Raw genomic sequence first — 26,790 nt, 5'->3', positions numbered from 1 at the left:
CTACCCGCCGCTAGCGCACGTCGTCGTCGAGGACGTGGACCGTCACCCGGCTGCCGGCAGCGACCTCGGTCACGTCAGCGGGGATCTCGGCCAGGCCATCGGCCAGCACCGCGGACTGCAGGATGCCGCTGCCCTGCTCCCCCGTCGGCAGCGCTCGCCAGCCGGCCTCCTCGTCGGCGGCCAGCCGCACCCGCACGAACTCGACCTTCTCCCCCGGGCTGCCGTGCGTTCCGTCGAAGACCGCGGTGACCCGCGGTCGGTTGAGGTCCTGCCGTCCCTGCATCCGCAGCAGCGTGGGTCGGACGAACACCTCGAACGACACGAACGCGCTCACCGGGTTGCCGGGGAGCGCGAAGCACGGGACGCGGTCGACGAAGCCGAACGCCTGCGGCATCCCCGGCTTCATGCCGATCTTGCGGAACCGGACATCGCCGAGCTGCGCGAGCACGCCCTTGACGTGATCGTGCAGGCCAGCGCTCACGCCACCGCTGGTGACCAGGACATCAGCATGACTGAACGCGCCCTCGAAGGCCTCGCGCAGCGCCCGGGGGTCATCCCGGACGAACAGTTGGCGATAGGCGACCGCCCCGGCCTCGCGCGCCATCGCGGTCAGCATGTAGGAGTTGGAGTCGCGGATCTGCCCGGGGGCCAGCGGCCGACCCGGCTCGACGAGCTCGTCGCCGGTGGAGACGACCACGACGCGAGGCCGGGGGTGCACGCGCACCGATCGGTTCCCGACCGCCGCGAGCATCCCGAGATCCGGCGCCCCGAGCGACCGACCCCGGTCGAGCAGCGTGTCCCCGGCACGGGCGGACTCGCCGGCCGAGCGGATGTGCGCACCCGGGCGGGCCGCCTCCTCGAGCAGGACGGACCCGTCTCGCTCGCGGGCGAGCTCGACGGGCACGATCGCGTCCGTGCCCTCGGGTACCGGCGCCCCGGTCATGATGCGCACCGCCTGTCCGGGCCCGAGCGGTTCCTCGGCCTGGGCCCCCGCCGCCACCGTGCCCACCAGCTCGAACTCCTCTCCGGCCTCGAGCACCGATCCGCGAACGGCGTACCCGTCCATCGCGGTGTTGTCGAAGGGCGGAACGTCCCCCGCCGCCGTGACGTCGGCGGCCAGCACACAGCCGTGGGCCTCGAGCAGCGCCAGGTCGATCGGGTCGAGCGGCGTGATCGACTCCAACACCTCCCGGCGGTACTCGACCAGCGGGACCAGCTCACCGGCGGCGGCGCGTGCGGTCACCTCGCCCCCCCACCATCGGGGTCGTCGGACGGGCCCGAGTCCGGCAGGTTCTTCACGAAGTCCGTGAGGAACTCGCGGAACTCCGGTCCCAGATCGCTGCGTTGCGCCGCAAGCTCCACAGTGGCCCTGAGGTAGTCCATCTTGTTGCCGATGTCATAACGCAAACCGTCGAACCGGACCGCGCGGATCGGCTCCTCCTGTGCCTGCACCTTCATCGCATCGGTCAGCTGGATCTCGCCTCCCCGACCGGGCTTCGTTCGATCAATGTGCCCGAAGATGTCGGGGGTGAGGACGTAACGGCCGATGATCCCGAGGTTGCTGGGGGCGTTGGCCTTGCCTGGCTTCTCGACCATGTCGTGCACGTGCACGACATCGGGTTCGTCCGGATCGGATTCGCCCGCCACGACGCCGTACTTGCCGAGGTCCTCGTCGGGGAACTCCATCACGGCCAGGACGCTGCGCTCGGAAGCCTCACAGAGGTCGACCATGCGCTGCAGCAGGCCCTCCTCCTCGCCGATGAGGTCGTCACCGAGCAACACCGCGAACGCCTCGTCACCCACGTGACGCGCCGCGCACCCGACCGCGTGGCCGAGGCCGAGCGGCTGGCCCTGCCGCACGTAGTGCAGGTGACAGAGCCGGTTCACGGCCTGCACCGCGGCCAGCAGATCCTCCTGGCCGGCGGCCGCGAGCTGACGTTCGAGCTCGATCGCGTGGTCGAAGTGGTCCTCGAGGGCTCGCTTGCCGCGACCGGTGATCAGGAGCACGTCGTCGAGGCCGGCACCGGCGGCCTCCTCGATCACGTACTGGATCGCCGGCTTGTCGAGCAGCGGCAGCATTTCCTTCGGCTGCGCCTTCGTCGCGGGGAGGAACCTGGTGCCGAGCCCCGCGGCGGGCACCACTGCCTTGCGTGCGCGCACACGCGATCCTTTCGTGTCCGGGTCCGATCCGTGTCATGGTCAGGCGGTGGCCCCGCCCGCGGACCCCTGTGGGTGCCTCGACCCGGCAGTGTAGGAGTCGGCGGTCGATCGGCGCTCCTGGTTGCGCCGACCGGGCGCCGGCTGACGCCGCGACCGCGACCGCGACCGCGAACCGCGAACCGCGAACCGCGACCGACAGTGCCAGCGACGGGGAGGAACCTCACGTGGACGAACAGGCGACCAAGCGCGCGGCCCGCCGTTCGGCGCGCGAAGCTCGCGACGCCCTCGACGACGAGACCAGGGCGAGCGCAGCGGCACGGATCCGGGCCCGCCTCGCGGCGCTGGAGGAGGTCCGCGGGGCCGCCACGATCGTGGCCTACGCCGCCACGGGCTCGGAGGTCGACCTCGACCCCCTGCTCGAGGTACTGCTCGGGCGCGACGTCGCCGTCTACCTCCCGGTCGTGGACGGGCCGGAGCTCACCCTCGCCCGCGTGCACGACCTCACGAGCGACCTCGCCGCGGGCTATCGGGGCGTCCGCGAACCGAGCCCGGACCTGCCGCGCGAATCCGCCCCGGCCGTCGACGTCGTCCTCGTGCCCGGCGTCGGCTTCGCACCCGACGGCACCCGCATCGGCTACGGCGGCGGACACTTCGACCGACTCCTCACCCGTCTCGAGGCGCCGACGCGAATCGGGGTCGCGTACGCGGCGCAGGTCCTTCCGCACCTGCCGACCGAGAACCACGACCAGCGACTCGACGCCGTCGTGACCGAGACCGGCGTGCTGCGACCGAGCGACTGAGCGACGGGCGGGCAGCCGTGCGGCGCGTGCGAACGGCGGCCGACCGCACGGGGGGTGCTGTTGGCAACGCGGTGCGCTCCTCGCCATACTTAGGGGGGTCGTTCGCCCGCGGGAGGTCCAATGCCGACGTACGAGTACCTGTGCCGAGACTGCGAGGACCGCTTCGAGGTCTGGCAGTCCTTCCACGATGACCCGCTCCGCGAGTGCGCTCGGTGCGGCGGGTCGCTGCGCAAGGTGTTCAACGCCGCCGGGATCGTGTTCAAGGGCTCGGGCTTCTACGTCACCGACTCGCGCGCCGAGGCGTCGGACAACGGCAAGAAGACCGGCACGAAGACCTCGGAGCCCGCGGCCAGCAGCGATGGCGGGACCTCTGACGGGACCGGGGACGGCTCGGGTGGGTCCGACGGCGGGAGCAACGGATCCTCCGAGGGAGCCGGCAGCGACGGGGGGTCCAGCGACGCGAAGAGCGCGGCGTCCAGCACCGACGGCACGAAGTCCGGTGGGACGTCGAGCGGCGACTGACCCCGCCCACCACGGCCTCCCGCCACGGCCTCACGCGAACGGCCTCCACGCGACGCTCCACAAGCCTCCGTGTGCCGACTCCGCGATAGCGCGGGAGGCGGGCGCATGCTGCGGGCATGGACGGCTCGACGTCACCCGGCCCGCTCCGTGGGCTCCTGCGCGGCCCGCTGCCGGCGCTCCCACGCCCGATCGACGCGGCCAGCGAGTGGTGGGCGGGCCTGCCGCCGCGCGCCCGGCCGACGATCGTGGTGCTCCTGGTGCTCGCACTCGTGCTCGCTGCCGAGACCCGGGTGCAACTCGCCCAGCTCCGCTGGGGCGGTGAACCGGTGCGCGTCGCCGTCGCCGAACACGACCACGCTCCGGGGGATCACGCCACGGTGACGACCGAACGCCGGCCCGCGGCGCTCGCGCCCCCCGACGCCGTCTCGCGAGTGGAGCCCGACGCACGGCTCGCGCTCGCCCTTCCCGAGGGCGCGGTCGTGACGTCCACGCACCTTCACGCCGCGGGCCCCGCCGGAGCGCTGCCCGGGAGCCTGCGCGCGGTTCCGGTGCCGGTCGAGGAGGACTGGGGGGTCACGGCGGGCGGCTGGGTCGACGTGTGGGTGCTGGGTCGTCGCGAGGAAGCCGCGACGCTGGTGGCCCAACAGCGCCCGGTGGTGGGCCTCGATGTCGACGAGGAACGGGGAGAGCCGACGGCGCTCGTCGCCCTCGCGGGCGACGAGGTCGCGGCGGTCACCTCGGGGCTGGCCGCCGGCGAGGTACTGCTCGCCCACGCCCCCGAGCCGTGACCTCCATCCGCGGGCCCCGACGGCGACCGCGTTCCGGCGGCCGCGTCGCGCGTGACAGTGACCGGTCGCTATTCGACTGTGGTTCGGGTCAGCTGTTGCCGACGGCGGCCTCGGCGGCGTCGAACCCGATCTTGGAGTGGGTACCGTCGCAGAACGGCTTGGTGGTCGACGCGCCGCAGCGGCAGAGTGCGGCGGCCTCGTCCTCCGGCACGGACAACTCGTTGCCCTGCGGATCCACGATCGTGAGCGGCCCGGCGATCAGGTAGGGCCCGTTCTGCGATGCCTGGATGCGCTTGCCGTTCGCCATGCCGTGATCCTCCGATCGCGTGTCGCTCGCGAGTCTCGTCGTCGTGCCTGCTTCGTGTGAGTCCACGGCCGGTCGGTTCGTACGGTGGCCCGCACCGACCGTTCCCCGAGGGGCCCGGCCACGAATCACCGGATGCGGATCCGTTGCCTCCCGTGGGCCGCCCTCGGCGTGCGAGGATGCGCGCATGAGCACCCCGCCGGGAACCGAACGAGCCGTCGCGTGGCCACGGGTCGGGGTCGTGGGCGCGGGGCAGCTCGCTCGCATGCTGGCGGCGGCGGCGGTCCCGCTCGGCGTACGGCTCGAGCTGCTCGCCGAGGCCGAGGACGCGAGCGCGGCACAGGTCGTGCCCGCGACCCGGATCGGGGTTCCCGACAAGGACGCCCTGGCCGACCTCGTCGAGCGCTGCGACGTCGTGACCTTCGATCACGAGCTCGTCGACCCGGCCGTGCTCGATCCGCTCGCGGCGCAGGGAGCACCGTTCGCGCCCAGCCCCGCGGCCCTGCGCATGGCTCAGGACAAGGCCCATCAGCGGGCCATCCTCGAGGCGGCGGGGGCGCCCGTTCCGGCGCATCGCCTGGCCGACGACGTGGATGCGGCCCTCGCCGCGGCAGAGCACGTCGGCTGGCCCGTCGTCGTGAAGGCCCCGCGAGGCGGCTACGACGGCCGAGGGGTAGCCACCGCCGACGATCCCGAGGGCCTGCCCGACGCGTGGGCGTCCATCGGCGGCGGCCCGGCATTGATCGAGCAGCGGGTACCGCTGGCCGCCGAGCTCGCCGTGCTCGTCGCACGTCGCCGACACCATGGCGAGACCGTGGTCTATCCCCCGACGGAGACGGTCCAGCAGAACGGCATCTGCACCGAGGTGATCGCCCCGGCGCGCGTGCCCGACGAGGTCGCCGCGCATGCCGGGAAGGTGGCGGCGCTCGTCGCCGAGTTGGTCGCCGCCGACGGGATCTGCGCGGTGGAGCTGTTCTGGACCGGCGAGCAGGTGTTGATCAACGAGGTGGCCACCCGCCCGCACAACTCCGGGCACTGGACCATCGAAGGCGCCACCACGAGCCAGTTCGCCAACCACCTGCGGGGAGTCCTCGGCTGGCCATTGGGGGATCCGAACGTTCGCGCGCCCGCGTCGGTGACCGTGAACGTGCTCGGCCCGGGCGACGGCAGCGACCCCGCGGCGCACCGGTCGGACGCGCTGACGATCGGCGACGCCGCCGTGCACCTGTACGGCAAGACCGCTCGGGCGGGCCGCAAGGTCGGCCACGTCACCGTCTGCGGCCCGGACGCCGAGACCGCCCGCGAACGTGCGCACCGGGCTGCGGCACGGCTGGTCGGCGCACGCGAGCCGAGGCTCGCCCGAGGAGGGGGCGACCCCGCGACGAACGACCCGCAGCGACCGGCCCTCGACCGCTCCGGAGGTGAGCAGCCGTGACCCACGAGGACCCCGCCGAGGCGCAACCCCGCGTGGGCATCGTGATGGGCAGCGACACCGACCTGGAAGTGATGCGTGGCGCGATCGACATCCTCGACGAGCTCGGTGTCGCCCGCGAGGTCCGCGTGCTGTCGGCGCACCGCCGACCGTTCGACATGCTCGGCTATGCCCGTGACGCCGCGTGGCGTGGGCTCGAGACGATCGTCGCCGGCGCGGGAGGCGCCGCGCACCTGCCCGGGATGCTCGCCTCCGCGACGCGGCTGCCGGTGATCGGGGTGCCCGTTCCGCTCCGCCACCTCGACGGTCTCGACAGCCTCCTGTCGATCGTGCAGATGCCCCGTGGGGTGCCGGTGGCGACGGTGGCGGTCGGCAACGCACGCAACGCGGGGCTGCTCGCGGCGCGGATCCTCGCGATCACCGACCCGGAGCTCGCCGAGCGGCTCGAGGCGCTGCACGACGACATGGTGGCGCGCTCGGCGGGCGCGGACGAGCGCATCGCGACCGCGTACCCGGCCCCGGAGATCGACGAAGGGTGACGCGACCTCACCCCTCGTCGGCGGACGCCGACGCGGGACGCGAGGTCCCCGGGGCGTCGTCCGCGGCACCGGGCCGCACCGCCGCGAGCCGGTACGCGACCCCGACCGCGGCGAGCGCGAGGCCGCCCGCGACCGCGGCCTGCAGCGGGCCGGCGCGGTGGCTGACGCAGGAGTCCCCCACCCGGACCACGTCGTCCGGGGTGTCCCCACCGGCCGGACGGGACTCGGTCGATCCCGCCGAGGTCAGCGTCGACCACGAGAGCCCCGGTTCCGCGAGGTCGTAGGTCGGCCCCTCCACGAGTTCGGGAGCCAGCTCGTACGTGCGGTCGCCGTCCTCGTCCTCGGCGAACGTCCAGCACATCGGGCGTTGGTAGACCGCGGGAACCAGCGCGGCCGCGGCCACCAGCCCGACGACGGGGATCACCAGGGCGGTCGGGCGCACGGGCCGCGCGAGGTCGGCGCGATGGGGCATGCCCCGGAGCGCGCCCAGCCACGCGAGCGTCGCGAGCAGGCTCGCCCCGAACGTCAGCACGATCGCCGGCAACAGCAGGACCGCGGCGACCCCGAGGAGGACGCGGTCACGGCGTCGCCAGGCCACGATCGCGAGGGCGGGGGCGACGAGCGCGAGCGGCACACCGACCGCCAATCCGTGGACGAGCGCCGCCTGCCACGGCTCGGCCACCGGTGCCCCCGCGAGGCCGATCAGCCTGCCCACCAGCGCGATTCCGTGCAGGACGAGCCCCGCGCCGACAAGCCTGCCCGGCGTCGCGAACGGTCGTGTCGAGGTCATGGCACGCTCCTTGGCGCTACCCGCAGGGCTCGGCCGGTCCGGTGTCGAGGTCGGCGTCGATGAGTCTGGCCGTCTCGGGCCCCTCGCGGTCGACGAGCGCAGCGACGTCGTCGAGCGCGCCGGTCAGCACGACCTCCCGCACTCCGGGATCGTCGGCGAGCCGGTCCACGAGGCTCCCGGGCTCGTCGGGCAACGTCCGGCGGGGCGGGCGGAGGTCGGCACGCGCGTCGACGAGGCCTTCCGTCGCCCGGCGGGCCTCCTCGAGCGCGCGGGTCGCACCACCGCCGGCCTCCCTCGGGAACTCGCGCACCACCGGCGACATCCCGAAGCTCCCGAGGCCCGACGCCTCCACCTCCTCGGCGCGGTGACACGCCCCGTACCCGAGCGGAGCAGGGGGGACCTCCCCGTCGGCGGCACCGGCCTCGAACCCGACCCATTCCAGCGCGACGTCGCCGGCGCCCACGGCCATCTCGTCCACCCGTGAGCGCCCCAGCGGGTCGTCCCAGCGCGCGTGCACCGAGACGGACGTACCGGTGGGGAGCCGGTCGGGCTCGAACTCCTGCCGACCATCGACCGGGAGCGTCTGACCGAACGGTGCGAGGTCCATCTCGTGCAACCTCGTTGCCCCGAAGGGTCCGAGGTGCACCCCGTAGGTCACCAACGACTCGTCCGCGCCGCCGAGCCGATGCTGCACGTCCGCCTCGACGGATCGGCGCAGAAGCCCGGGATGCGAGCGCACCTGTGACACCTCCGCGCCGGGCACCGTGAGCATCGGCAGGTCCGCGGCCGCCTGGACCGTGTCCGCGACCCGCCCGCCGCGATCGACCACGAGGGGATGCCACACGAACCACGACAGGAGGGTGGCGGCGACCACGGCCGCGAGCCCCAGCAGCAGCACGTCCACCGCCGTGCGCAGCAGCGTGCGTCGCACGATCCGGCGGAACCGCCGCTCGTCCCATCCCGTGGGATCGTCGGGTCCGGGGAGGCCGACCGGTGGCTCCTCGACCTCCAGCGCCGCCCCGCAGGCCTCGCAGTCGGCGAGGTGCGCCTCCACGACCCTGACGTCCGAGGCCTCCAGCCGATCGTCGAGGTAGCGACGGATCGTCCGACGATCGGGATGAGGGGTCCGCTCGTCCCCCGACCACGCCGCGTCGCGTTCAGGCATGGCCGCCCTCCTCCTCGTAGGCGCGCCGGAAGGAGGCGCGAGCACGGTGGATGAGCACCTTGACCGCTCCCTCGCTGCGGCCCAACACTTGCCCGATCTCGGCGTAGGGCACCTCGAGCTGGTCCCCGAGGACCAGCGCGGCGCGCTGCGCCTCCGGCAGGCGCGCCAGCGCGCGGCGGACGGTCTCGGCCTCCGCGACGTCGGGATCGCGCGACGACGTGACCGGGGGCTCCTCCACCGGCTCGGGCGTGTCCCGGCGCGTGGCGTCGAGGAACGTGGTGCGTGCAATCGCGAACAACCACGCCCGCGGGCTGCCCCCGCGGTAGCCGCCCATCGCCCTCGTGGCGCGTACGAAGGTCTCCTGCATCAGGTCCTCCGCGGTGTCGCGGTTCCGGCACAGTCCGTGCAGGAAGGCGTGCACGGCCCTGGCATGGGCCCGGTAGAAGTCCTCCAGCGCACTACTCCCGCGCCGTCCTTGCGCCTTCCAGCACCGGTCGTCACACGGAAGACGGTGCCGCGGCCCGGCAGGTTACGGACCCGGCGTGTCGATCCCGGGGTCCCCCCGGACTCGCACCGCAGACTCGCGCCGCAGAGCGAGTGTCCGCGCGGGCTCAGCGTGTGACCCCCGCGCAGGGCGGAACCCACCCCTGCCCGCCGCGCAGTCGCGGAACGGTTACCCGCGCCCCTGCATCCGCGGAACGGTTACCCGCGCCCGCGCGGGTCACCGTTCGACCCGAACCCCGCGAACCTACAGGGGCGCCGAGGCGTGGTGCAGTTACCCGCGCCGGTGCGGGCAACCGCACCACGCCTCGGCGCACTCCTGCACAGCATGCGGTCAGCGCACCAAGTGGTCGAGGCCGCGCCGGCGGCCCGGACGCGGCTCAGACGATGCGGCGGTCGGTCGCCCAACGCGTCAGCTCGTGACGGCTGGACAACTGCAGCTTGCGCAGCACCGCCGAGACGTGGTGCTCGACGGTCTTGATCGAGATCTCGAGGCGACGGGCGACCTGCTTGTACGCGTAGCCGCGGGCGATGAGGCGGAGCACCTCGCGCTCGCGCTGGGTGAGCTGGTCCAGCTCGGGGTCCACCGGCTCGGCGACCTGGCCGGCGAACGCATCGAGGACGAAGCCCGCCAACCGCGGGCTGAAGACCGCGTCGCCCTCGTTGACCCGGCGGATCGCGTCGGCCAACTCGTGGGGTTCGATCGTCTTCGTCACGTAGCCACGGGCGCCTGCCCGGATGGTGCCGATGACGTCCTCGGCCGCATCGGACACGCTGATCGCGAGGAACGTCACCTCGGGGTGGCGTTCACGGACGTGCTCGATGACCGCGCGGCCACCCCCGCCCGGCATGTGCACATCGCACAGCACGACGTCGGGCTGCTCGCGGGCGATGACCTGCACGGCCTCGTCGACGTCGCTGGCCTCCCCCACGATCGCGACGTGGTTGCCGAGCTCGGCGCGCACTCCGGACAGGAAGAGACGGTGATCGTCGACGATCACGACGCGCACCGCGTCGGGTGGAGGTCCCTGGCGCTGCTCGGGTGGTGGGATCGGGGTCACGGTCACCTCACTCGCAGCGGGTCGGTCTGGCGCGGCAAGCAGAGCTCCACCTCGGTGCCCTCGCCCGGCTCGGACCAGATGGTGGCCCATCCGCCGTGGCGGCGCATGCGTCCGCGGATCGACTCGGCGAGCCCGTGGCGGTCGGCCGGCACCACGTCCGGATCGAAGCCGCAGCCCTCGTCGCGCACGAACGCGTTCACGTGCTCCGGCTCGACCTCGACGTAGACGCTGACAGTCTCCACTCCAGCATGCCGGGCGGCGTTCGTCGCCGCCTCGCCCGCCGCGTCGATCAGCGCGCGGAGGCGGTCGTCGAGGGCGCTGTCACCGACGACGACCGCCTCCACCTTCACGTCGTGGTGGCGCTCGATGCGTCCTGCCATCTCGTCCACGAGGTCGGAGAGGCCCAGCGCGTCGCCCTGGCGGCGCCCCCCGTAGAGCCACCCGCGCAGCTCGCGCTCCTGCGAGCGGGCGAGCCGGACGGCCTCCGACGGATCGTCGGTGCGCTGGATCAGCGCGAGCGTGTGCAGCACCGAGTCGTGCAGGTGCGCGGCCATCTCGGCGCGTTCCTCGCTGCGGATCCGGTCCCGCCGTTCCTCGGCGCTCTGCCGCGCCAGGCGCAGCGCCCACGGGCCGGCGACCAGGACGAGCCCGAAGAGCGTCAGCACCGCGGCCCCGAGGGCTCCGGTGCCGGCGAGGAGCGGCTCGTTCGCCGCGGCCAACGCCGCCAACCCGGCGAACACGAGGATGAGGCCGGCCCCCAGGCGCAGGGCACCCCCGAACCCTTGGCTCAACCGGCCCGCCCGGGCCATGCGATCGCTACGGCGCTCGAGGCGGGTCCAGATCAGCGCGCTGCCGGCGATCGCGAGCGCGAGCGGCCACACGAGGTCGTCGCCGATCCACAGGCCGATCTCGCGCAACAGGACGAGAACCCCCAGGGCCATGAGCCCCAGGCCGATGTACTGCTGCGGCGCCAGCTGGGTGCGGTCGGCGCGTGCGGGATCCTCGGTCGGATCCTCGGGGGGCGCCTCGGACAGGACCCAGGCGACGGCGTAGGAGATCAGGCCGAAGGGACCGGTCGTGGCGAGCAGCACGAACGCGATGCGCAATAGGAGCGCCCGTACCCCGAGCCGCGCCGCGAGCCCGCCGGCCACGCCGACCAGTACACGGTCGGTACCGCTGCGCTGGAAGAGCGCGCCCCTCGACCTCGGCTCCGCGGAGCCGTGATCGGCGGATGGTGGTGGCTGCGTCGCGGTACTCACCGTCGATAGGCCTGGTCGTCCTCGGGGTACAGCCGGGAAGGCTCGGGATGCGCCAGGTGCGGCGGGCATCGTCGGCCGCTGACGACTGTCGCACACCGGGGGGCGTGAGGCCACGCGGTCCTCCCCGAAGGCCGTGGGGGGTCTCCCCCAGTTCGCCGACCCACCGGGGTAGCTGGGGCCCCGTCCCCGGGGGGACCCCCGAGCAGTCCCCGGGGTGGCCCCCGGTGGTGCGCAGCCCGGCTGACACCGATCATCGCCGACATGAACGAACCACAGGACCACCACACGGGCGAACCGGGCGGTACGGAGCCGCCACCCGAGCACGCCGCCGGCGACTCCCCGTCGTCGCCGCCACCCGACGATCCCGCCGCAGCACCGCCACCCGACGATCCCGCCGCGGCACCGCCACCCGACGATCCCGCCGCAGCACCGCCACCACCCGGCGAGCCCGGATCCGACCGACCTCGGGGACGGCTGGAACGGCGTGCGGAGAATCGCGTCCTGGCGGGCGTTGCGAGTGGCCTGGCCGACTGGCTTCGGGTCGATCCCATGGGCGTGCGCGTGCTCTTCGGCGTGCTCGTCCTGTTCCAGGGGCTCGGGCTGTTCCTCTACCTGCTCGCATGGGTGGTCCTGCCCGAGCGCGGCCAGACGCACTCCCCTGGGGAGCGCGCCCTGCGGTGGGTCGATTCGGCCCCCAAGGCGCTGCTCGTCGCCGCGATCGCCCTCGTCGTCGTCGCCGCGCTTCAGCCCGCGACCTGGTTCGCCCCTCCGGCGGTGATCGGCTGGCCGCTCGACCCGAGCGGGATGCTCCTCGCGCTCGTGCTCATCGGGCTGGGCGTGCTGCTCTACCGGCTCGGCAGCCAGGCGAACGGCAACGGCCGCCCAGCTGCCCCAGCCCCGGGCGCGACCTCCGCTCCCGGCCCCGCCGCACCGCCCGGCCACCCACCGGCGTCACCCGCGGGATCCCCGGCACCGCCCCCCGACCCCTTGGCCACCACCGGGGGGAGCCGCCCCGCACCCGAGGAGGCTGCAACCATGACGACCGCATCGACGGCGCCCGGCACGAGTGGACCGCCATCCGAACCACCCGGCGCGGCACCGGGACCGACCCACCCTCCGTCGGCACCGGAGCCGGCACCGAGCCCCTCCCCCCGACCGCGCTCGCCGCTCGGGCGCTACACGATCGCGGCCGCACTGCTCACCGTCGGCGTCGCGGCGCTCGTCGACCAGGCCGGGCTCGTGTCCTTGGGCGTCACGCAGCTGCTCGGCCTCGCCCTCGCCGTGCTCGGCATCGGCCTCCTCGTCGGCAGCGTCTGGGGTCGCGCGCGTTGGCTCGCGCTCCCGGCGGTCGGGATTGGCCTGACCGCTCTCGTGATCGGGACACTGGGCCAGTTCGTGCCGTTCGGTCCCGCGAACGTGGAGACCGCGACGGCTGGGGACCGGCTGCACCAGCCGACCAGCGTCGACGACCTCGAGTCGAGCTACGCGCACGGATTCGGGATCCTGGAACTCGACCTCTCGGAGCTCGAGCTCGACCCCGACGAGACGGTGTCGGTCGACGCGGGCGTCACCGCCGGGGAGCTTCTCGTGATCCCGCCGTCCGATGCGGCGGTCGAGGCGCGTGGCCGCGCCCGCTTCGGGGAGGTGGACCTGCCACCCCGAGAGGCCGCCGGGATCGGTGTGGACACGACCACGGAGATTCCCGGGGATCAGGGCACGCTCGTGCTCGACCTCGAGGTCCGCTTCGGCCGCGTTGCTGTGACACCCCCGCTCGGCGAGTCGTTCGACGACGCCACCCCGCCCGGGATCAACACGCCGGGGGCCCGCATCGAGCGCCACCCGGTGAGCGACTCCATCGGCCATCGGTCGCTGCTCGCGATCGGCACTCCGTCCCCGAACCTCCAGGGGTTCAACGTCCTCACGGAAGGAGGCCCGCGGTGACCCGTCACCCGATCGACCCCGTTTCGCTCGTCCTCGGGATTCTCGCCACCATCGCGGGGATCGCCCTGCTCACCGATCTCGGACCGCCGACGTTCGGAGCCCTGTTCCGCGGCGTCGTCGACTGGTGGCCCATCCTGCTCGTGGTCGTCGGCATCTGGCTGATCGCCGCCAGCCAACGTCGTCGCAGCGGCGCGCCGGCCGCGGTCTCGGCCGAGACAGCGGTGACGGGAGCAGAGGAGGCCGCGGCACCAGGCAAGGCCACGGAACCAGAGGAGCTCGCGGGACCACACCAGGCGGCGTCCGTGCCTGCCGGGATCGACACCGCGACCCGGCCCGACGAACCCCACGGGGCCCGACCCGACCAACCCGACGAACCCGACGAGGCCCGAACCGACCCTCCCGACGAGGCGCGACCCGGCGAACCGGAGGGGTCGGGCGAGCCACGACGCGACGACTGACGCCTCCCCATCCCGCGGAGCGGACGTCCGAGCGGGCGGATTCGCCCTTCCGCGAACCCGATGGGCCACCCCCGCCCCGAGGCACATCAGCCGTCGGGTCGGGGGTGGACGCGTGTGGTCGAAGCCGTCCCGGGCACAGTGACGTGGATGAAGACCCACGCGAGGTGCCCCGGCGCCTCGCGGAGCAGGACGGAGGACACGGCCGATGACCCATGCCATCGAGTTCGACGAGGTCACCCAGCGCTTCCGCAGGATCACTGCGCTGGACGGCCTCACGCTGAGAATGGCGGGCGGGCGCATCCACGGGCTGCTCGGCCGCAACGGTTCGGGCAAGAGCACCCTCCTGGCGATCGCCGCGGGCTTCCGACGGCCGAGCCGCGGGGAGGCGCGCATCGGGGGCCAACCGGTGTTCGAGAACGGGTGGGCGATGACACAGGTGGCCTGCATCCGCGGCCCCGGCGACACGATCGAGCACGACTGGCCCGACGACCGCGTCCGCCACGCCCTCGACTTCGCGTCGGGGACCCGCCCGCACTGGGATGGCGACTACGCCGACGAGCTCCTCGAGCGTTTCGGGGTCGATCGGCGCAAGCGTCTGGGGAGTCTGTCCCGGGGACAGCGTGCGGCGGTCGGTCTGGTGCTGGGGCTCGCCGCCCGCGCACCCGTGACCCTGTTCGACGAGACGCACCTCGGCATGGACGCAGTGGGGCGGCAGACGTTCTACGAGACCTTGGTCGCCGACGTCGCCCGACATCCGCGGACCGTGGTGCTGTCCACCCACCTCGTCGACGAGGCCGCTCCCCTGTGCGACGAGGTAACGATCCTCGACGAGGGCCGCGTGCTCGTGAACGATCGCGCCGACGCCCTGCGCGCCCGGGGCGCGGTGGTCACCGGGACGGCCGAACGCGTGGACCGCTTCTGCGTGGGCCACCGAGTCCTCGCCGAGCGCACGCTGGGCCGTACGAAGGCGACGTCGATCCTCGGGGGGATCCGCGACGAGGAGCGCGCCAGGGCGTACGCCCACGGCCTCGACCTCGAGCCGATCGGGCTCCAGGATCTGTTCGTCCATCTGTCGGGGTCCGGCGCGGCCTCTGCAACCGGGGAGACCACGACCGCCGGACAGGACCGTGCGACCGGGCAATACTCGGCAACCGGGGAGACCACGACCGCCGCGGAAACCGCGGACACCGCGGACACCGAGGACACGGCGGAGACCGCGGACACCGAGGACACGGCGGAGACCGCGGACACTGCGGACACGGCGGAGACCGCGGACCCCGAGGAGACGGCGGAGGTCGAGGTGCGGCGCACCGCTCCCGCCGATCGCGTGGCGGACCCCCGATGACGGCCCCGGCTCAACCGAGCCGATCCCGCCTGGTCGCTCGGCACCTCCTGGTCAAGGATCTCGGCTCGCTCACGCTGCTCTGGCTCGCCTACCTCGCGACCATCGCGACCATCGCGGGGGTGATCGCGGTGAGCGCCCAGCCGGCCAGCGACGTGTGGGGCCAGTCGTTGGGCGTGGTGCGCGCGTTCATGCTCGCCTTCGGCGTCTACCTCACCGCGATGTACGTGCCGGCCTACATCGCGCACGGACTCACCCGCCGGGAGGTCGCGGCCGGCACCTTCGCGGCCGGCGTCGGCCTCGTTGCCTTCATGGCAGCCCTGATCGTCGCCGGGCACGCGGTCGAGACCGCTGCGCTGTGGCTGTTGGGCCGGACCGATCTCATCGCGGACCCGCATCCACTCGGCACGGTCGCACGCGCCACCGACACGTTCGTCGTCGAGGGATCGGTCCTGTTGCTGTTCCTCGCGGTCGGCGGGCTCGCGGGGGCCGCGTTCTACCGCCACCGCCTGCTGGGCGTGCTCTCCGTGCCGGTCGGCATCGGGCTGCTCAGCGCGACGTCGCTGGCTCGGACCGGGATGCCGGCGCTTCTGCCCTCGTCCTGGGCCGAAGGATTGGCCGCGACCCCTTCCCACGTGTTCTCGGCCGCGGTGAGTGCCGTCGCGGCCGGAGTCGCCGCCCTCCTGTGCTGGTGGATTCTTCGGGACATGCCGCTGCGCAACCGGAGGTCGTGAACACCGCACGGCTCTGGACGCCGGGACCGGTCGTCGCGCTGGGGCGGGGGTCGGGATCCCCGATTCCCGAGTGCGAGCCGACCACATCGGCCTATATTGAGAAGGTTTCCCACTCGCATCAACGCCGTCTTCGAGGGGTCCCTGTGTTCCTGACCGACGTCCGCGGGGATGCGGCGGCCGAGGAGTAGGCATGCCGAGCCCCGCGCCCACGCGCCTGCACTGGCTGTTCGCCGGGGAAGGCGTCATGGGCGCCAGCGCGCTCGACGCGCTGGCCCGCACGCACCCCCCGGCCGCGGTGTTCACCCCCGAACCGCTCGATGCGCCCGTCGCCGCCGTCGCGCACGCGCACGGGCTGCCGACCCGGCGGACGGCCGCCCTCGGACGGGATCCCGCCCGGCAGTGGCCGGCGCTCCTCGACGGTGCCGATCTGGGAGTGTGCGCCTGCTGGCCGGAGCGTCTGCACGCGGGCGCCCTCGACGCTCCCCGGGACGGCTGGGTGAATCTGCACCCCTCCGCGCTCCCGGCGTGGCGTGGGCACGACCCGGTCGGCTGGCAGCTGCTCACCGCGCCCCGAGCGATCGGCGGCACGGTGCACCGCATGACCCGCGGCCAGGACGCCGGGCCGATCCTCGCCCGCACGTCCGTCCCCGTTGGCGACGAGGACGACCGGGAGTCCGTGCTCCGTCACGCGGGCGAGAGGCTCGGCCGGCTCGCCACCGAGCTCCTGGAGGCCGCGACCGGCCGGGCGCTGCCCGCGGGCTCCCCCCAGGACGAGGAGGCCGCCACTTGGTGCCCCCCGGCCGGGACCGTGCCGACCGTCGAACCGCGCGCCATGACGGCCGCGCAGGTCGTGCGCGTCGCGCGCGCCTTCAGTCCGCGGCCGGGGATCACGGCCACGACCCTGCCCATGACCCAGCGCCTCGCCCGACCCACCCCCGGGGAACTGCTGGGGCCGCGGGACGCGCCCGGGCTGGTGGCCGCCGAGGGCGCCACCACGGTGGCGCTCGCGTGCCGGGACCGGTGGTGTCGGTTCGAGCGCCGGGAACTCGGCGGCGGGGGTCCCGACCGCACCTACCTGGGGGCACCCGAGCCCTACCCGCCGGCGGGCTGAACGTCGCACGCGCCGTCCCGGGACTCTTCTCGCCCGGAACGCCGCACGCGCCGTCCCGGGGCTCTCCCGCCCGCTGGGGATCCGACCGTTCCCGCGGCGGCGGCGACCTGCGATCCTGCGTGTCGACGGCTCGATTCACCGTCCATGGGGACCCTCGGTCCGGACCGACCAGGAGGCCGCCGTGACTCGAACGACCTTCGTCCCAGCGTTTCTGGCCACGCTCGGCACCGGCACGTTGGCCGTCCTCGTCGCCGTGACGGTCGGCGGGAGTGCCCGCGCGGACGATCACGAGCGCGATCTCGCGGCCCAGCGCCTGGCGGGCGAGAACCGCTTCGACACCGCGGCCGCGGTTGCCGAGGCCGCGTTCGATCCCACCGACGTCGACGAGGTGTTCGTCGCGAGCGGCCGGGAGTTCGCCGACGCCCTCGTCGGCGGACCCGCGGCGGCGGCCATCGGCGCGCCGGTCCTGCTCACCGAGTCCGCGTGGCTGCCGGGCGGTACGCGCGACGCCCTCGAGGCGCTCCGACCCGATCGGGTGACCGTGCTGGGAGGCACGTCGGCGGTCGCGGACGCGGTCGAGACCGAGCTCGAGGACCTCGCGGAGGAGGTCCGGCGCTGGCGCGGCGCCGATCGTTTCGAAACCGCCGCGACGATCGCCACCGAGGCGTTCGCTCCGTCCGATGTCGACCGGGTCTACCTCGCGACGGGCTCGGGGTTCGCGGACGGGCTGACCGGGGGACCGGCCGCCGCCGCCGACGGCGCGCCCATCCTGCTCGCCGGCGACGATCTGCCCTCCGCCACGGCCGAGCAGCTCGACGCCCTGACCCCCGAGGAGGTCGTCGTTCTGGGCGGCCGTGCGGTCCTGTCGGACGCGGTCGCGAGCGAGGCCGCCGCGGCAGCGGGTGTCGAGACCGTCGAGCGCTTGTGGGGTCCCGATCGGTTCGCGACCGCGACGGAGATCGCGATGCAGCGCTTCGATCCCGAGGCCACCGAGCGGGCGTTCGTGGCCACCGGTCACGAGTTCGCTGACGCGCTCACGACGGCCCCCGCCGCCGCGAGCGCGGGCGCTCCGCTCCTGCTGGTCGGCGCCTCCGGGGAGGAACCGTTGAGCGCCCTCGGCGGCCTGGCCGTGGCCGAGGTCACGGTCCTCGGCGGGGTGAGGGCCGTGAGCCACTTCGCCTTCGGGCAGATGGACGGCACGGCGCTGCCGGCGTCGGCACGTGAGCCGGCGCACCTCGAGCTCAACACGCCCGCACGGGTCGCGGCTGGCGAACCGTTCACGATCGATGCGGTCGTCACGGATGCGCACGGTCGTTCCGTCCCCAGCGCAGGAGTGAAGCTGCGGGCGGTCGAGGCCGCCTTCCCGACCCCGCTGCGGACCGCGTTGGACGGGGTCGTCCGCCACGAGGCCGTCGAGGACCTCGACTTCAACGACGGCTACGAGGCGACGCTGGGGGACCTGGAGGCGTCCGCACGCTACGACGTGTTGCCGCGCGAGGACGTCTCCACCCACCACGCGGGCGAGGACGCCGAGGCCGCTGCCGACTGCGAGGCCCTCCGCGAGGACGGCGACGGCGCGGCCCTCGTCTTCCCCGGCCGTGACGGGCCGGGCTGGGACCAGGCCGGTGCCGCGCCGGTGGAGGTCGACTTCCTGGGCTGCGGCTCGGGCTTCGAGGGCCACCTCGACTACGAGCTGTGGCACGAGGACGATCTGCGGGCGCGGGTCGGTGACGGGACGTTCGCTGGTGCCCTCGGCGAGTGGCGTCGGTTCTCGTTCCGCGAGCTGCTGCACCGCTCGGGTGATTGGCGGGTCGAGGTTTTCCAACTGGACGCGGCCACCGGCGAGCGCCTCGACTACGACGAGCAGACGTTCACGGTCGACTAGTCTCGACCGCCGCCGAGCGCGCCGCACGACGGGACGGCGCGCCCGGGCGGGAGGTCGGTCGTCAGTAGTAGCTCTCGGGGTACACCCACACCGCCGTGCCGATGTCCGCATAGCCCCGCGACCAGATCATGTCCATGGCCGCGTTCGAGAGCCGGATGCAGCCAGCGCTCTGATGCGTGGACGGCACCGACGGGTAGCCGTGGAACGCGATGCCCCTCGAATCGTCGTAGTACTTCGGTCGGTACAGCTGTCCCCGCTCGGCTTCCCGAATCCCGTTGATCCCTCGGGTGATCCGGTGGCGTCCGGTCGTTGTGTTCGCCCGGTACTGCGAGCCGTCGAATGTGTAGACCTGCCCGTGCCCGGCCGAAACGTGCACCGTCTGCACCGTGCGGCCGTTCTCGGCGATCATCAGCACCCCGCGCGCGAGATCGACCTCCAGGGTGAGCTCGCCGCTGCTGCGCGGCCTTGGCCGCTCGAGACCCGCCTCGATGACGTCCCACGTCGCCCGATCGACCGCCCCGGTGACCGGGAGGCCCTCCACCTTCTGGAGCGCCATCACCGCATGCCGCGTCGTGTAGCCGAAGGTCCCGTCGACCCCCGCATGCCAGTAGCCGGCGTCCAGCAGTTCGCGCTGCAGGTGCTCGACGTCGGCTCCGGTCTCGCCGCCCCCGAGCTCCGGCGGTGGGGGCTGATACGTGAACGTCCACTCGTGATGGCGATAGCCGCCCTCAACGGCGACGCCGGCGGTCACCTCGACCTCGGCCTCCTCCCCCGTGGAGACGTCGGGGAGGGTGGCGATGTCGCGGATGAGGGTACGGTCCTCGGCGCGGCGACCACCGCGGACCTCCTGCCCGTCGACGTGCACCGTCAGCGACGAGGCGTCCCGGTCCACGGAGCCGTCGACGGTGATGTCGACGCGTTCCAGGCTGTCCACGGTCGACCCCGCCCGTGGGCTCGTGGACGTGACGCGCGGCGCATTCCCGGACGCCTCCGCCAGTTCGAGGCCACGCTGCAACGAGTCGGGCAGGACGGCGGCACCCCCGTAGGCGAGCACCGACGACGTCAGGAGATGACCCCCGCGCGGCAGGGTGTCATCCCGCGCGAGCAGCAGACGCCGCTCGGTCCTCGCCGCATGCGGAGCCCCGGCGAGCGCGTCCGCGAACCCGGTGCCGTCGGCGACCGCGACGCCCGAGGGCTCGTCGGGGCCGAGCTCGGCGGCGATGGCCGCCGCGGTGCCGTAGCGGTCGGCATCGGCGAGGCGGGTCACCGACCCTGCGTGCGAGCCGGCCGCCTCGAGGACTTCGTCGCTCAACACGACGGATCCGCCCACCGCGGTCACATGATCGACATGGCCGAGTGCCTCCTCGGTGGCCGAGGTGAGCTCGCCCTGCTCGGCGAGCAACACGGGCATCCCCCGGGCAGCCGCCGGCGCAGCCGCCGCGAGCGCATCGGCCGGGCTCCGCGCAGAAGCGAGCACCGCCTCCTCGAAGGCCGCGCCGTCCCCTCCGCGTCGCTCTCGCCCGCGTCGTCCTCCTCCGTGTCGTCCTCCTCCGCCGCGTCGTCCTCCCCCGCCGCGTCGTCCTCCCCCGCCGCGTCGTCCTCCCCCGCCGCGTCGTCCTCCCCCGCCGTGTCGTCGGACGGCCGCTCGCCGCGCAGCGCCTCGGCGATCAGCCGCGCGGTGTCGTGGCGGGTCGCACCGGCCAGCCGTATCGGCTCGAAGCCCGCGTCGGCGACGGCGTCGGCCACTGCGGCGTCGAGCGCCACCTCCCCACCGAGCAGCCACACCTCGCCGCCCGGCTGGACGGCACGGTCGAGCTCGTCGACGGTCGCCTCCGGCAGCCGATCGGCCTCCGCCAGCAGCAGCGGGCCGCCCGCGTCGACCGCCAACGGCGCCCCCGCGAGCGCGTCGGCGAAGTCGTCGCCACGCGCGAGCACCGCGGCGGGCGCCTCGTCGTCATCGAAGGAGTCCTGGCTGATCGCGGCCGCCGTCGCGTAGCGGTCGCGTCCGGCCAATCGATCGAGGGAGACGTCGCTCGCACCCACCCGCCAGGTCCGGCTCGCGGTGTCGGCCTCGACGTCGATGAGGTTCGAGCCCGCCGGCATGTCGACCGTGGCGCGGACCTCGTCGCCGTCCACGGTCGCGTCGACCGGGTCGCGGCCCCGCACGGCGACCGTCGCTTCCGACGGCTCCGGACCGTCGACCACCGCGCTGACCTCGACCTCCCCAGCGGACACGACCCCACCCGGCGCGGGCCGCAGCTCACGCAGGACCCCGTCGTCGGCTCGGGCATCCGGCTGTGGCCCGAGGCCCACCACGAGCGCCATGACTGTGAGACCCGCCAGCCCGCGTCGCATGCACATCTCCTACCAGGACGGTTCGTGGGACCCGTCGGCCCGACCGGCTCGGGATATTACCTACCTCTCAAGGAACTGACGATCGCGACCGCCTGCCGAAACCGCCGGCGCGAGGCGTGCCCGCCAGGACTGCCCCACCACGCCCATGCCGAAGAGGCCGGCGAGCAGCGCGGCGAGCGGGCCGGCGGGCAGGCCCAACGGGCCATCGGGATCGGTGAGCCCGCCCACGATCAGCACCCCCAGGCCGATGGAGGTGAGCAGGAGCGCAGCGACGGTCTTGACCGCCGCCACACGCCCGGGCAACACGCTGTCGCTCGCGGGGCCCGCCGTCTCCCAGCGACCGACGACCGCGACGAGCAAGGCGAGAACGATCGCGCAGGCGGCGATCCACGCCGGGCGGGAGAGCCACCACTCGGCATCGATCCGCTCGCCGGCGCTCCAGAGGCCGGTCGGGTACGCGACCGCGGCGACCACGAGCATCGCCGTCTGGTGCCAGAGGAACACGGCCATGAGACGCGAACCGGCCAGGACGACCACGGCCCAGACGCGCGGGCGGGCGAGCCACCGCTCCAGCCCCGGCCGGGCCGCCGCCGCGGCCGCCAGTTGTGCGATCCCCAGGACGAGCAGCGCGACCGTCGGCGGCGCGCTGTTGGAGAGCTCCGCCCCGGGCACGGACACCATCGAGCGCGGGTAGCCACCGAAGCCGACGAGCAGGGCGAGGAACGCGATCGCGCCGGCGGCGAGGAGCACCTGCCGGGAGCGTCGCGTCGGTACACGCCCGTCGGCCCACCAGAAGCCGAGTTGGTGCACCGCGAGCCAGACGAACAGGTAGTTGAGCGCCGCGAACAGCGGTTCGCCCTCCACGGTGGGCAGGCCCGTCGCCCAGTCGGGTCCGGCGAAGCGCAGGCCGTCGATCAGCACCGCGGCCGCCGCCAGGCCGGCCAGCACGCGCGAACCGCCATCGGCCTCGTGGCGCCGTGCGAGCACGGGCGTGAGCGCGGTGACGAGGAGGTACGCGGCGAGGAACCAGGCCGGGATGATCGCGGTCTCGGCGCCGAACACGAGCGCGTCCTGCCCACGCCACGACTCGAGGACCGCCGCGACCGTGACCCAGACGACGAGCAGCGGGACGAGTGGGCGCAGCAGTCGCCGCGCCCGCGACCGGATCCACGCGACCAGACGCTCGCCACGCGCCCGGGCGGAACGCCACGACCGCAGGTTCGACCACCCGCCGACGATGAAGAACAGGGGCATGACCTGCACCCACCAGGTCGCCCACTGCGTTGCCGGCACCGCGGCCAGCAGGTAGTCGGACTCGAGCCTGCCGTCCTCGACGGTCACGACCCGCACGAGCCAGTGGCCGAGCACCACCGCCGCGATCGCGGCGACCCGCAGGAAGTCGAGGTAGCGGTCCCGCCCCTCGGGGGTCCGGCGCTCGATCGAGTCGGCGAGTGCATCCAGTCGCGCGATCATGTTCGTGCTCCCTCCTCGGTGTCGCGGCATGTCCGCGATTGCCGAGGAGGACGATCGCGTCCACCGGCGGGGGGGCGACTCCGGCACGATCCCGGAAGTTCCCCCTCCGAGGCCCGGAGCACGGCTCCGGGATCACCTCCCGGACGCAAGCGACGCCCCGGCGAAGGTCGCCGGGGCGTCACAGACGTACGGTGAAGCTCAGTGGCTGACGTCGCCGTCCAGTTCGACGTCGCCGGCGGCGAACAGGCCGAGCGCGCCACGACCGACGTGGTTGAACGCGTGGGTCACGATCGGGTACAACCCGTCCTCGGCGAGGCTGAACTCCACGTAGCCGCCCTGGCTCGGGGCGAGGTCGATCGCCTGACTGCCCCACTGTCCAGCGTTGTCACGCTCGAGAGTCACCCCCTCCTCGACGACCTTGTCGAAGATCGTCCCGACGACGTGGAACGAGCTGTCCGCCGACGGGCCCACGTTGTTGATCCACACCCGGATCTCGTCGTCCACGCCGATCTCGATCGGCTCCTCGAGGTACTGGTCGGCGACGCCGTTGAAGACGACGAGGTCGGGGTTCGCCGCGCCCTCGCTCATCCGCGTGAGGTCGCCGACCTCGCCCTGCTCGCCCAAGTAGAACTCCGACTGCACGAACATGAACTCGTGATCCACGTCGTCCAGGCCGTCGGCGGGCTCGACGATCACGGTCCCGTACATCCCGGCGCCGATGTGGTGCAGTGTCGGGTCGGTGCCGCAGTGGTACATGAACACGCCCGCGTGGGTCGCTTCGAACGAGTAGGTGAGCTCCTCACCGGGCTCGACGTCGACCATCTGGTGGTCCCACGCGGTCTGGCTCGCGTGGAAGTCGATCGAGTGCGGGACCTGCGCGTCCTCGGGGTTGCGGATCGTCACGTCGATGGTGTCGCCCACCTTCGCGCGCAGCGTCGGGCCCGGCACCTGGCCGTCGAACGTCCAGACCTCCTGGTAGACGTCGGGTGCGATCTGCGCGACCTCCTCGGTCATGTCCCAGACGACCTCATGGTGGTCGCCGTCGGGCGACGGGGGGGCCTCTGGGTCGCGGCGCTCCAGCGGCGGCTTGTCACCGTCGTAGTCGTCGACGTTGTCCGGGGAGGCGGCCTGCGGCGCCGCGGCCCCGTCGGCGGCGACGGTCTCCGCCTCGACCTCCTCGGCGTGCTCGGCGTCGCCCTCGTCCCCGGCGATCGGAATCTCGAGCGCCATGCCGCCCTCGGCGTGGCCGGGAACGGTGCAGATGAGCTCGATGACACCGCTGCCGTCGGCCTCGTAGACGAATGTGTCGGTCTCGCCGGGCTCCAGCATGGCCGTGCCGTCGCCATCGATGACCGCATCGTGCGCGGCCGCGCCCACGTTCTCGGCCGTGAAGGTGACCTCCGCCCACGCGGGCACCTCGTCCACGTCGGCCTCGATGTACAGCTCGCCGAGCTCGAGGTGCACCTCGACCTGCGGCCGCTCCTCGGGCGCCGTGCCGCCACCAGCGGCCGGGGCCGCCGCGTCATCAGGTTCGGTCAGCTCGGCAGCCTCGCCCTCGCTCTCCTCCGCGGCCCCCAGCAGCCGTTCGGTGTCGTCGCGCACCTCCGAGGCGGTCATGATCGTGCCCACCAGCGTCGCGGTCGCGAGCAACAGCAGGCCGATCGCCAATGGCAGACCGATCCCCACCCCTCGCAGCCACATCCGGTCCTTGCTGCTCACCTCGCGCATCGTGCACCCCTCCCCGGCGGAGCCCTCCGCCACCCGAACATTTAGCGTGTAACTAAATGATCGGCCGGGGAGGCGGGAACCCGGCATGCCGTTCGACCCCCAACGGGACGCTGAACGTCCCGATTTCGGTTCCGGGGGCAGCTACCCCTCCGTGGCGAGGCCTGGCAGCTCCACGCCGCTGCCGTAGCGGCCGTCGGGGGTGAGGCCGATGGCGGCGTCGTGAGCGTCCAAGGGCGCCGAGATGACCCACCCCTGCGCGATGTCACACTCCATCGACCGCAGCGCCACGAGCTGTTCGGGGGTCTCGACGCCCTTGGCGAGAGTGCGGATCCCCAGGGAGTGCGCCATGAGGATCACGGCGCGGACGAGCCGCTCGTGGGACGGGTCGTCGCCCAGCCGGGCGATGATGTCCCGGTCGATCTTCACGAGCTCCCACGGGACCTCGGCCCAGTGGGTCATCGAGGACCGTCCGGTGCCGAAGTCGTCGATGGCGAGGTGCACGCCGAGGTCGTGCAGGTCCGCCAGCGTGCCGAGTGCGTGTCGGTCCGCGACCGCGCCCTCCGTGACCTCGAGCCACAGCGTGTCCGGTGACGTGCCCGTCCGCGTCAGCGCCACCGCCACCGCGGAGACCAGCCCGGGATCGGCCAACTCGCGGGCCGAGAGGTTGACGCTGACGGGGGGATGGAAGCCGAGGTGCGTGGCCCACCGGTGCTGAGCATCGAGGCTCCGCTGGAGCACGTACGTGAACAACTCGCCCCGCAGCCCGGTGCTCCCGGTGACCGAGAGGAACCGCTCCGGCGGGAGCAGGCCGCGGGTGGGATGCTGCCACCGCACCAGCGACTCGAACGCGAAGAGATGGCCCGAGGCCAGGTCCACCGCGGGCTGGAACCGGACGAACAACTCGTCGCGGGCGAGGCCGTCGCGCAACTCCTGCGGCAGGGCGAGCCCCTCGCGGGCGGCGCGCATGCGATCGTCGAAGCGCTCCGCGGCACCCCGCCCTCGCTCCTTCGCGCGGTACATCGCCGCATCCGCCTCGCGCAGCAGGGTCTGCGCGTCATGGCCGGGCGTCGTGCGCGCGATCCCGATGGACATCCCGACCGTGACCTGCTCACCGGCGTCGATCGTGATGGGGTCACGCATCCGGGCCAGCAGGCGATCGGTGAGCGCGTCCACGACCTGCTCGTCCGCGCCCTCGAGGACGATCACGAACTCGTCACCGCTCAGGCGGACGAGCACGTCACCAGGGCGGATGCACGACCGCAACCGCTCGGCGACCGCGACGAGGGCCTCATCGCCGGCATGGTGGCCCAGCCTGTCGTTGATCTCCTTGAAGTCATCGAGATCGCAGAGCAGGAGCCTGACGTCCGGGACGGGGCCGCCCGAGCCGTCCAAGACCTGCTCGAGGTGGCTGGCGAGGGCCGCGCGGTTGGGCAGTCCGGTGAGGACGTCGTGGTGCGCTTGGTGCTTCAGCACGCGCTCCACCTCGTCCCGGCTGCTCAGCTCGTCGAGGAGGGCCGCGAAGCCCAGCGTGGCCAGCGTCACGGTCGCCAGGAACAGCTGCACCTGCCAGCGAGCGTCGTCGCCGTCCTGCGCGAAGGACGCGATGGCGCCGTAACCCGCGGCGTGCAGGAAGTTCAGGATCTGGGCCGCGAGGAAGGTCGCGATGGCGGCGCCCGGCATGCCCAGGCGCAGCGCGGCGACCACCAGGGGCAGCAGGGCCAGGTACAGCATCGGACCCGTGTCGGTGCCGAACACCACCCCCGCGACGACCGCGACCGCGACGAGGATGGCGAGCGCCTCCACACGGAACAGCCGCCGGCGAGCCCGCGCGTCGGCCAGGACGAGCAGGGCCGGGGTCATGGTCAGGATCCCGACCGAGTCCCCCGCGATCCATTGCGCCACCAGCAGCCAGTAGGAGAACGGCGTCCCCGCGGAGAGGATTCCGACCGCGCCCACCACCCCGCCGAGGACCGTCGCGGCGACCACGGCGACCACGAACCGCATGATCGCCGTGATGTCGACCAGGCGATCCGCGCGCCAGCGCTGCAGCAGCCAGGCCGCCGTCACCGCCACGAGCAGGTTGCCCGCGGTGGTCCAGATCGCCGCCTCGACGCCTCCGCTGAGCGCGCTGCCGAACTGCACCGCGGCCACTGTTGCGAGCAGCGCCGGCCAATGGCTCCGCCGCGTCAGCAGCAGGGCGGTGACGACGATCCCTGCGCCGGGCCAGAACGACGCGCCGAGGTGATCGGGGTCCCGCAGAAACACCGCGTACCGGTACGCGACGTAGTAGAGCACACCGACGACCAGCGCCCGCCAGCATGCGCTCCACCAAGAACTCCCGCGTTCCCGCCACCGCATGTTGCTCACTGTAGCGCCGCGGTTACCACCCCGAGTGCCCGGGCGGGTGTGCCTCCGTGCCACGGGTGCCGTGCCCGCCGGCAG

At 73.4% G+C, this 26,790-nt stretch carries 24 protein-coding genes and 1 pseudogene; 11 read left to right on the top strand and 14 right to left on the bottom strand.

Annotated features, from left to right (window positions below; genetic code table 11):
* Positions 1 to 10: 10 nt before the first annotated feature.
* Complete coding sequence (locus ER308_RS16925) at positions 11 to 1,243, bottom strand: molybdopterin molybdotransferase MoeA (RefSeq protein WP_131156083.1); 1,233 nt, start codon at positions 1,241 to 1,243, stop codon at positions 11 to 13.
* Positions 1,240 to 2,160 (bottom strand): UTP--glucose-1-phosphate uridylyltransferase GalU, encoded by a 921-nt coding sequence (gene galU / locus ER308_RS16920; RefSeq protein WP_131156082.1) that lies wholly within the window; start codon positions 2,158 to 2,160, stop codon positions 1,240 to 1,242. Before galU ends, ER308_RS16925 begins: the two co-directional genes overlap by 4 nt.
* A 224-nt stretch (positions 2,161 to 2,384) precedes the next feature.
* Here galU and ER308_RS16915 point away from each other — a divergent pair, with 224 nt between their 5' ends.
* From ER308_RS16915 to ER308_RS16905, 3 genes are all read left to right on the top strand, one after another.
* Positions 2,385 to 2,960: a 5-formyltetrahydrofolate cyclo-ligase gene (locus ER308_RS16915; RefSeq protein ID WP_165492195.1), complete on the top strand. Its 576-nt coding sequence runs from the start codon at positions 2,385 to 2,387 to the stop codon at positions 2,958 to 2,960.
* 120 nt (positions 2,961 to 3,080) lie between these two features.
* Positions 3,081 to 3,482, top strand: coding sequence for an FmdB family zinc ribbon protein (locus ER308_RS16910; protein ID WP_131156080.1), 402 nt, complete (start codon positions 3,081 to 3,083; stop codon positions 3,480 to 3,482).
* 116 nt (positions 3,483 to 3,598) lie between these two features.
* On the top strand, positions 3,599 to 4,270 hold the full coding sequence (locus ER308_RS16905) for a CpaB family protein (RefSeq protein ID WP_131156079.1): 672 nt from the start codon (positions 3,599 to 3,601) through the stop codon (positions 4,268 to 4,270).
* Positions 4,271 to 4,358: 88 nt separating this feature from the next.
* Here ER308_RS16905 and ER308_RS16900 read toward each other — a convergent pair whose 3' ends face one another.
* Positions 4,359 to 4,577 (bottom strand): CDGSH iron-sulfur domain-containing protein, encoded by a 219-nt coding sequence (locus ER308_RS16900; RefSeq protein ID WP_131156078.1) that lies wholly within the window; start codon positions 4,575 to 4,577, stop codon positions 4,359 to 4,361.
* A gap of 184 nt (positions 4,578 to 4,761) precedes the next feature.
* Between ER308_RS16900 and ER308_RS16895 the strand changes: the two genes are divergently transcribed.
* Both ER308_RS16895 and purE read left to right on the top strand, forming a co-directional pair.
* Complete coding sequence (locus ER308_RS16895; RefSeq protein WP_131156077.1) at positions 4,762 to 6,009, top strand: 5-(carboxyamino)imidazole ribonucleotide synthase; 1,248 nt, start codon at positions 4,762 to 4,764, stop codon at positions 6,007 to 6,009.
* A 44-nt stretch (positions 6,010 to 6,053) separates the two neighbouring features.
* The gene (gene purE, locus ER308_RS16890) at positions 6,054 to 6,545 is read left to right on the top strand and encodes a 5-(carboxyamino)imidazole ribonucleotide mutase (RefSeq protein ID WP_131157071.1); all 492 of its coding nucleotides are present in this window, start codon (positions 6,054 to 6,056) and stop codon (positions 6,543 to 6,545) included.
* A 7-nt stretch (positions 6,546 to 6,552) separates the two neighbouring features.
* On the opposite strand, the gene ER308_RS16885 is transcribed toward purE, so the two are convergent.
* The 5 genes from ER308_RS16885 to ER308_RS16865 form a co-directional block, all read right to left on the bottom strand.
* On the bottom strand, positions 6,553 to 7,335 hold the full coding sequence (locus ER308_RS16885) for a hypothetical protein (RefSeq protein WP_131156076.1): 783 nt from the start codon (positions 7,333 to 7,335) through the stop codon (positions 6,553 to 6,555).
* 16 nt (positions 7,336 to 7,351) lie between these two features.
* Positions 7,352 to 8,500 carry a zf-HC2 domain-containing protein gene (locus tag ER308_RS16880; RefSeq protein ID WP_131156075.1) on the bottom strand — a complete coding sequence of 383 codons (1,149 nt, stop codon included), beginning with the start codon at positions 8,498 to 8,500 and terminating at the stop codon, positions 7,352 to 7,354.
* Positions 8,493 to 8,954: an RNA polymerase sigma factor gene (locus ER308_RS16875; RefSeq protein WP_131156074.1), complete on the bottom strand. Its 462-nt coding sequence runs from the start codon at positions 8,952 to 8,954 to the stop codon at positions 8,493 to 8,495. The genes ER308_RS16880 and ER308_RS16875 overlap by 8 nt, the downstream gene beginning before the upstream one ends.
* Positions 8,955 to 9,381: 427 nt before the next feature.
* Positions 9,382 to 10,062 carry a response regulator gene (locus ER308_RS16870; RefSeq protein WP_276319853.1) on the bottom strand — a complete coding sequence of 227 codons (681 nt, stop codon included), beginning with the start codon at positions 10,060 to 10,062 and terminating at the stop codon, positions 9,382 to 9,384.
* A gap of 2 nt (positions 10,063 to 10,064) precedes the next feature.
* Positions 10,065 to 11,321, bottom strand: a complete 1,257-nt coding sequence (locus ER308_RS16865) for an ATP-binding protein (RefSeq protein WP_165492193.1) — start codon at positions 11,319 to 11,321, stop codon at positions 10,065 to 10,067.
* Between the two features lie 261 nt (positions 11,322 to 11,582).
* On the opposite strand from ER308_RS16865, the gene ER308_RS16860 reads away from it, so the two are divergent.
* The 6 genes from ER308_RS16860 (at position 11,583) to ER308_RS16835 (ending at position 18,792) form a co-directional block, all read left to right on the top strand.
* Entirely contained in the window at positions 11,583 to 13,262 is a 1,680-nt protein-coding gene (locus ER308_RS16860) for a PspC domain-containing protein (protein ID WP_131156071.1), read from the top strand.
* The gene (locus ER308_RS16855; protein WP_131156070.1) at positions 13,259 to 13,720 is read left to right on the top strand and encodes a hypothetical protein; all 462 of its coding nucleotides are present in this window, start codon (positions 13,259 to 13,261) and stop codon (positions 13,718 to 13,720) included. The genes ER308_RS16860 and ER308_RS16855 overlap by 4 nt, the downstream gene beginning before the upstream one ends.
* Positions 13,721 to 13,925: 205 nt before the next feature.
* Positions 13,926 to 15,065: an ATP-binding cassette domain-containing protein gene (locus ER308_RS16850; RefSeq protein ID WP_205745687.1), complete on the top strand. Its 1,140-nt coding sequence runs from the start codon at positions 13,926 to 13,928 to the stop codon at positions 15,063 to 15,065.
* Positions 15,062 to 15,796, top strand: a complete 735-nt coding sequence (locus tag ER308_RS16845; RefSeq protein ID WP_131156069.1) for a hypothetical protein — start codon at positions 15,062 to 15,064, stop codon at positions 15,794 to 15,796. The genes ER308_RS16850 and ER308_RS16845 overlap by 4 nt, the downstream gene beginning before the upstream one ends.
* Before the next feature lie 190 nt (positions 15,797 to 15,986).
* Positions 15,987 to 16,907 carry a formyltransferase family protein gene (locus tag ER308_RS16840; protein ID WP_131156068.1) on the top strand — a complete coding sequence of 307 codons (921 nt, stop codon included), beginning with the start codon at positions 15,987 to 15,989 and terminating at the stop codon, positions 16,905 to 16,907.
* Positions 16,908 to 17,088: 181 nt separating this feature from the next.
* The gene (locus tag ER308_RS16835; RefSeq protein ID WP_131156067.1) at positions 17,089 to 18,792 is read left to right on the top strand and encodes a cell wall-binding repeat-containing protein; all 1,704 of its coding nucleotides are present in this window, start codon (positions 17,089 to 17,091) and stop codon (positions 18,790 to 18,792) included.
* Between the two features lie 61 nt (positions 18,793 to 18,853).
* Here ER308_RS16835 and ER308_RS16830 read toward each other — a convergent pair whose 3' ends face one another.
* The 6 genes and pseudogenes from ER308_RS16830 to ER308_RS16810 all read right to left on the bottom strand — a co-directional run bounded on the left by ER308_RS16830 (position 18,854) and on the right by ER308_RS16810 (position 26,706).
* Entirely contained in the window at positions 18,854 to 19,807 is a 954-nt protein-coding gene (locus ER308_RS16830; RefSeq protein ID WP_338029798.1) for a L,D-transpeptidase family protein, read from the bottom strand.
* Between the two features lie 9 nt (positions 19,808 to 19,816).
* A pseudogene (locus ER308_RS22950) lies at positions 19,817 to 20,206 on the bottom strand (cell wall-binding repeat-containing protein); the annotation flags it as partial.
* Entirely contained in the window at positions 20,128 to 20,895 is a 768-nt protein-coding gene (locus tag ER308_RS22590; protein WP_338029797.1) for a cell wall-binding repeat-containing protein, read from the bottom strand. The gene ER308_RS22590 and the pseudogene ER308_RS22950, both read right to left, overlap by 79 nt.
* A 312-nt stretch (positions 20,896 to 21,207) precedes the next feature.
* Positions 21,208 to 22,620 carry an acyltransferase family protein gene (locus tag ER308_RS16820; protein WP_165492191.1) on the bottom strand — a complete coding sequence of 471 codons (1,413 nt, stop codon included), beginning with the start codon at positions 22,618 to 22,620 and terminating at the stop codon, positions 21,208 to 21,210.
* Positions 22,621 to 22,818: 198 nt separating this feature from the next.
* Positions 22,819 to 24,348: a multicopper oxidase domain-containing protein gene (locus ER308_RS16815; protein ID WP_131156063.1), complete on the bottom strand. Its 1,530-nt coding sequence runs from the start codon at positions 24,346 to 24,348 to the stop codon at positions 22,819 to 22,821.
* Between the two features lie 141 nt (positions 24,349 to 24,489).
* Complete coding sequence (locus ER308_RS16810; RefSeq protein ID WP_131156062.1) at positions 24,490 to 26,706, bottom strand: putative bifunctional diguanylate cyclase/phosphodiesterase; 2,217 nt, start codon at positions 26,704 to 26,706, stop codon at positions 24,490 to 24,492.
* Positions 26,707 to 26,790: the final 84 nt, after the last annotated feature.

Source organism: Egibacter rhizosphaerae (assembly GCF_004322855.1).
Classification (GTDB): domain Bacteria; phylum Actinomycetota; class Nitriliruptoria; order Euzebyales; family Egibacteraceae; genus Egibacter; species Egibacter rhizosphaerae.
Note: the sequence above shows the minus strand (reverse complement) of the source record. Positions and strands in the feature narration are given on the sequence as shown.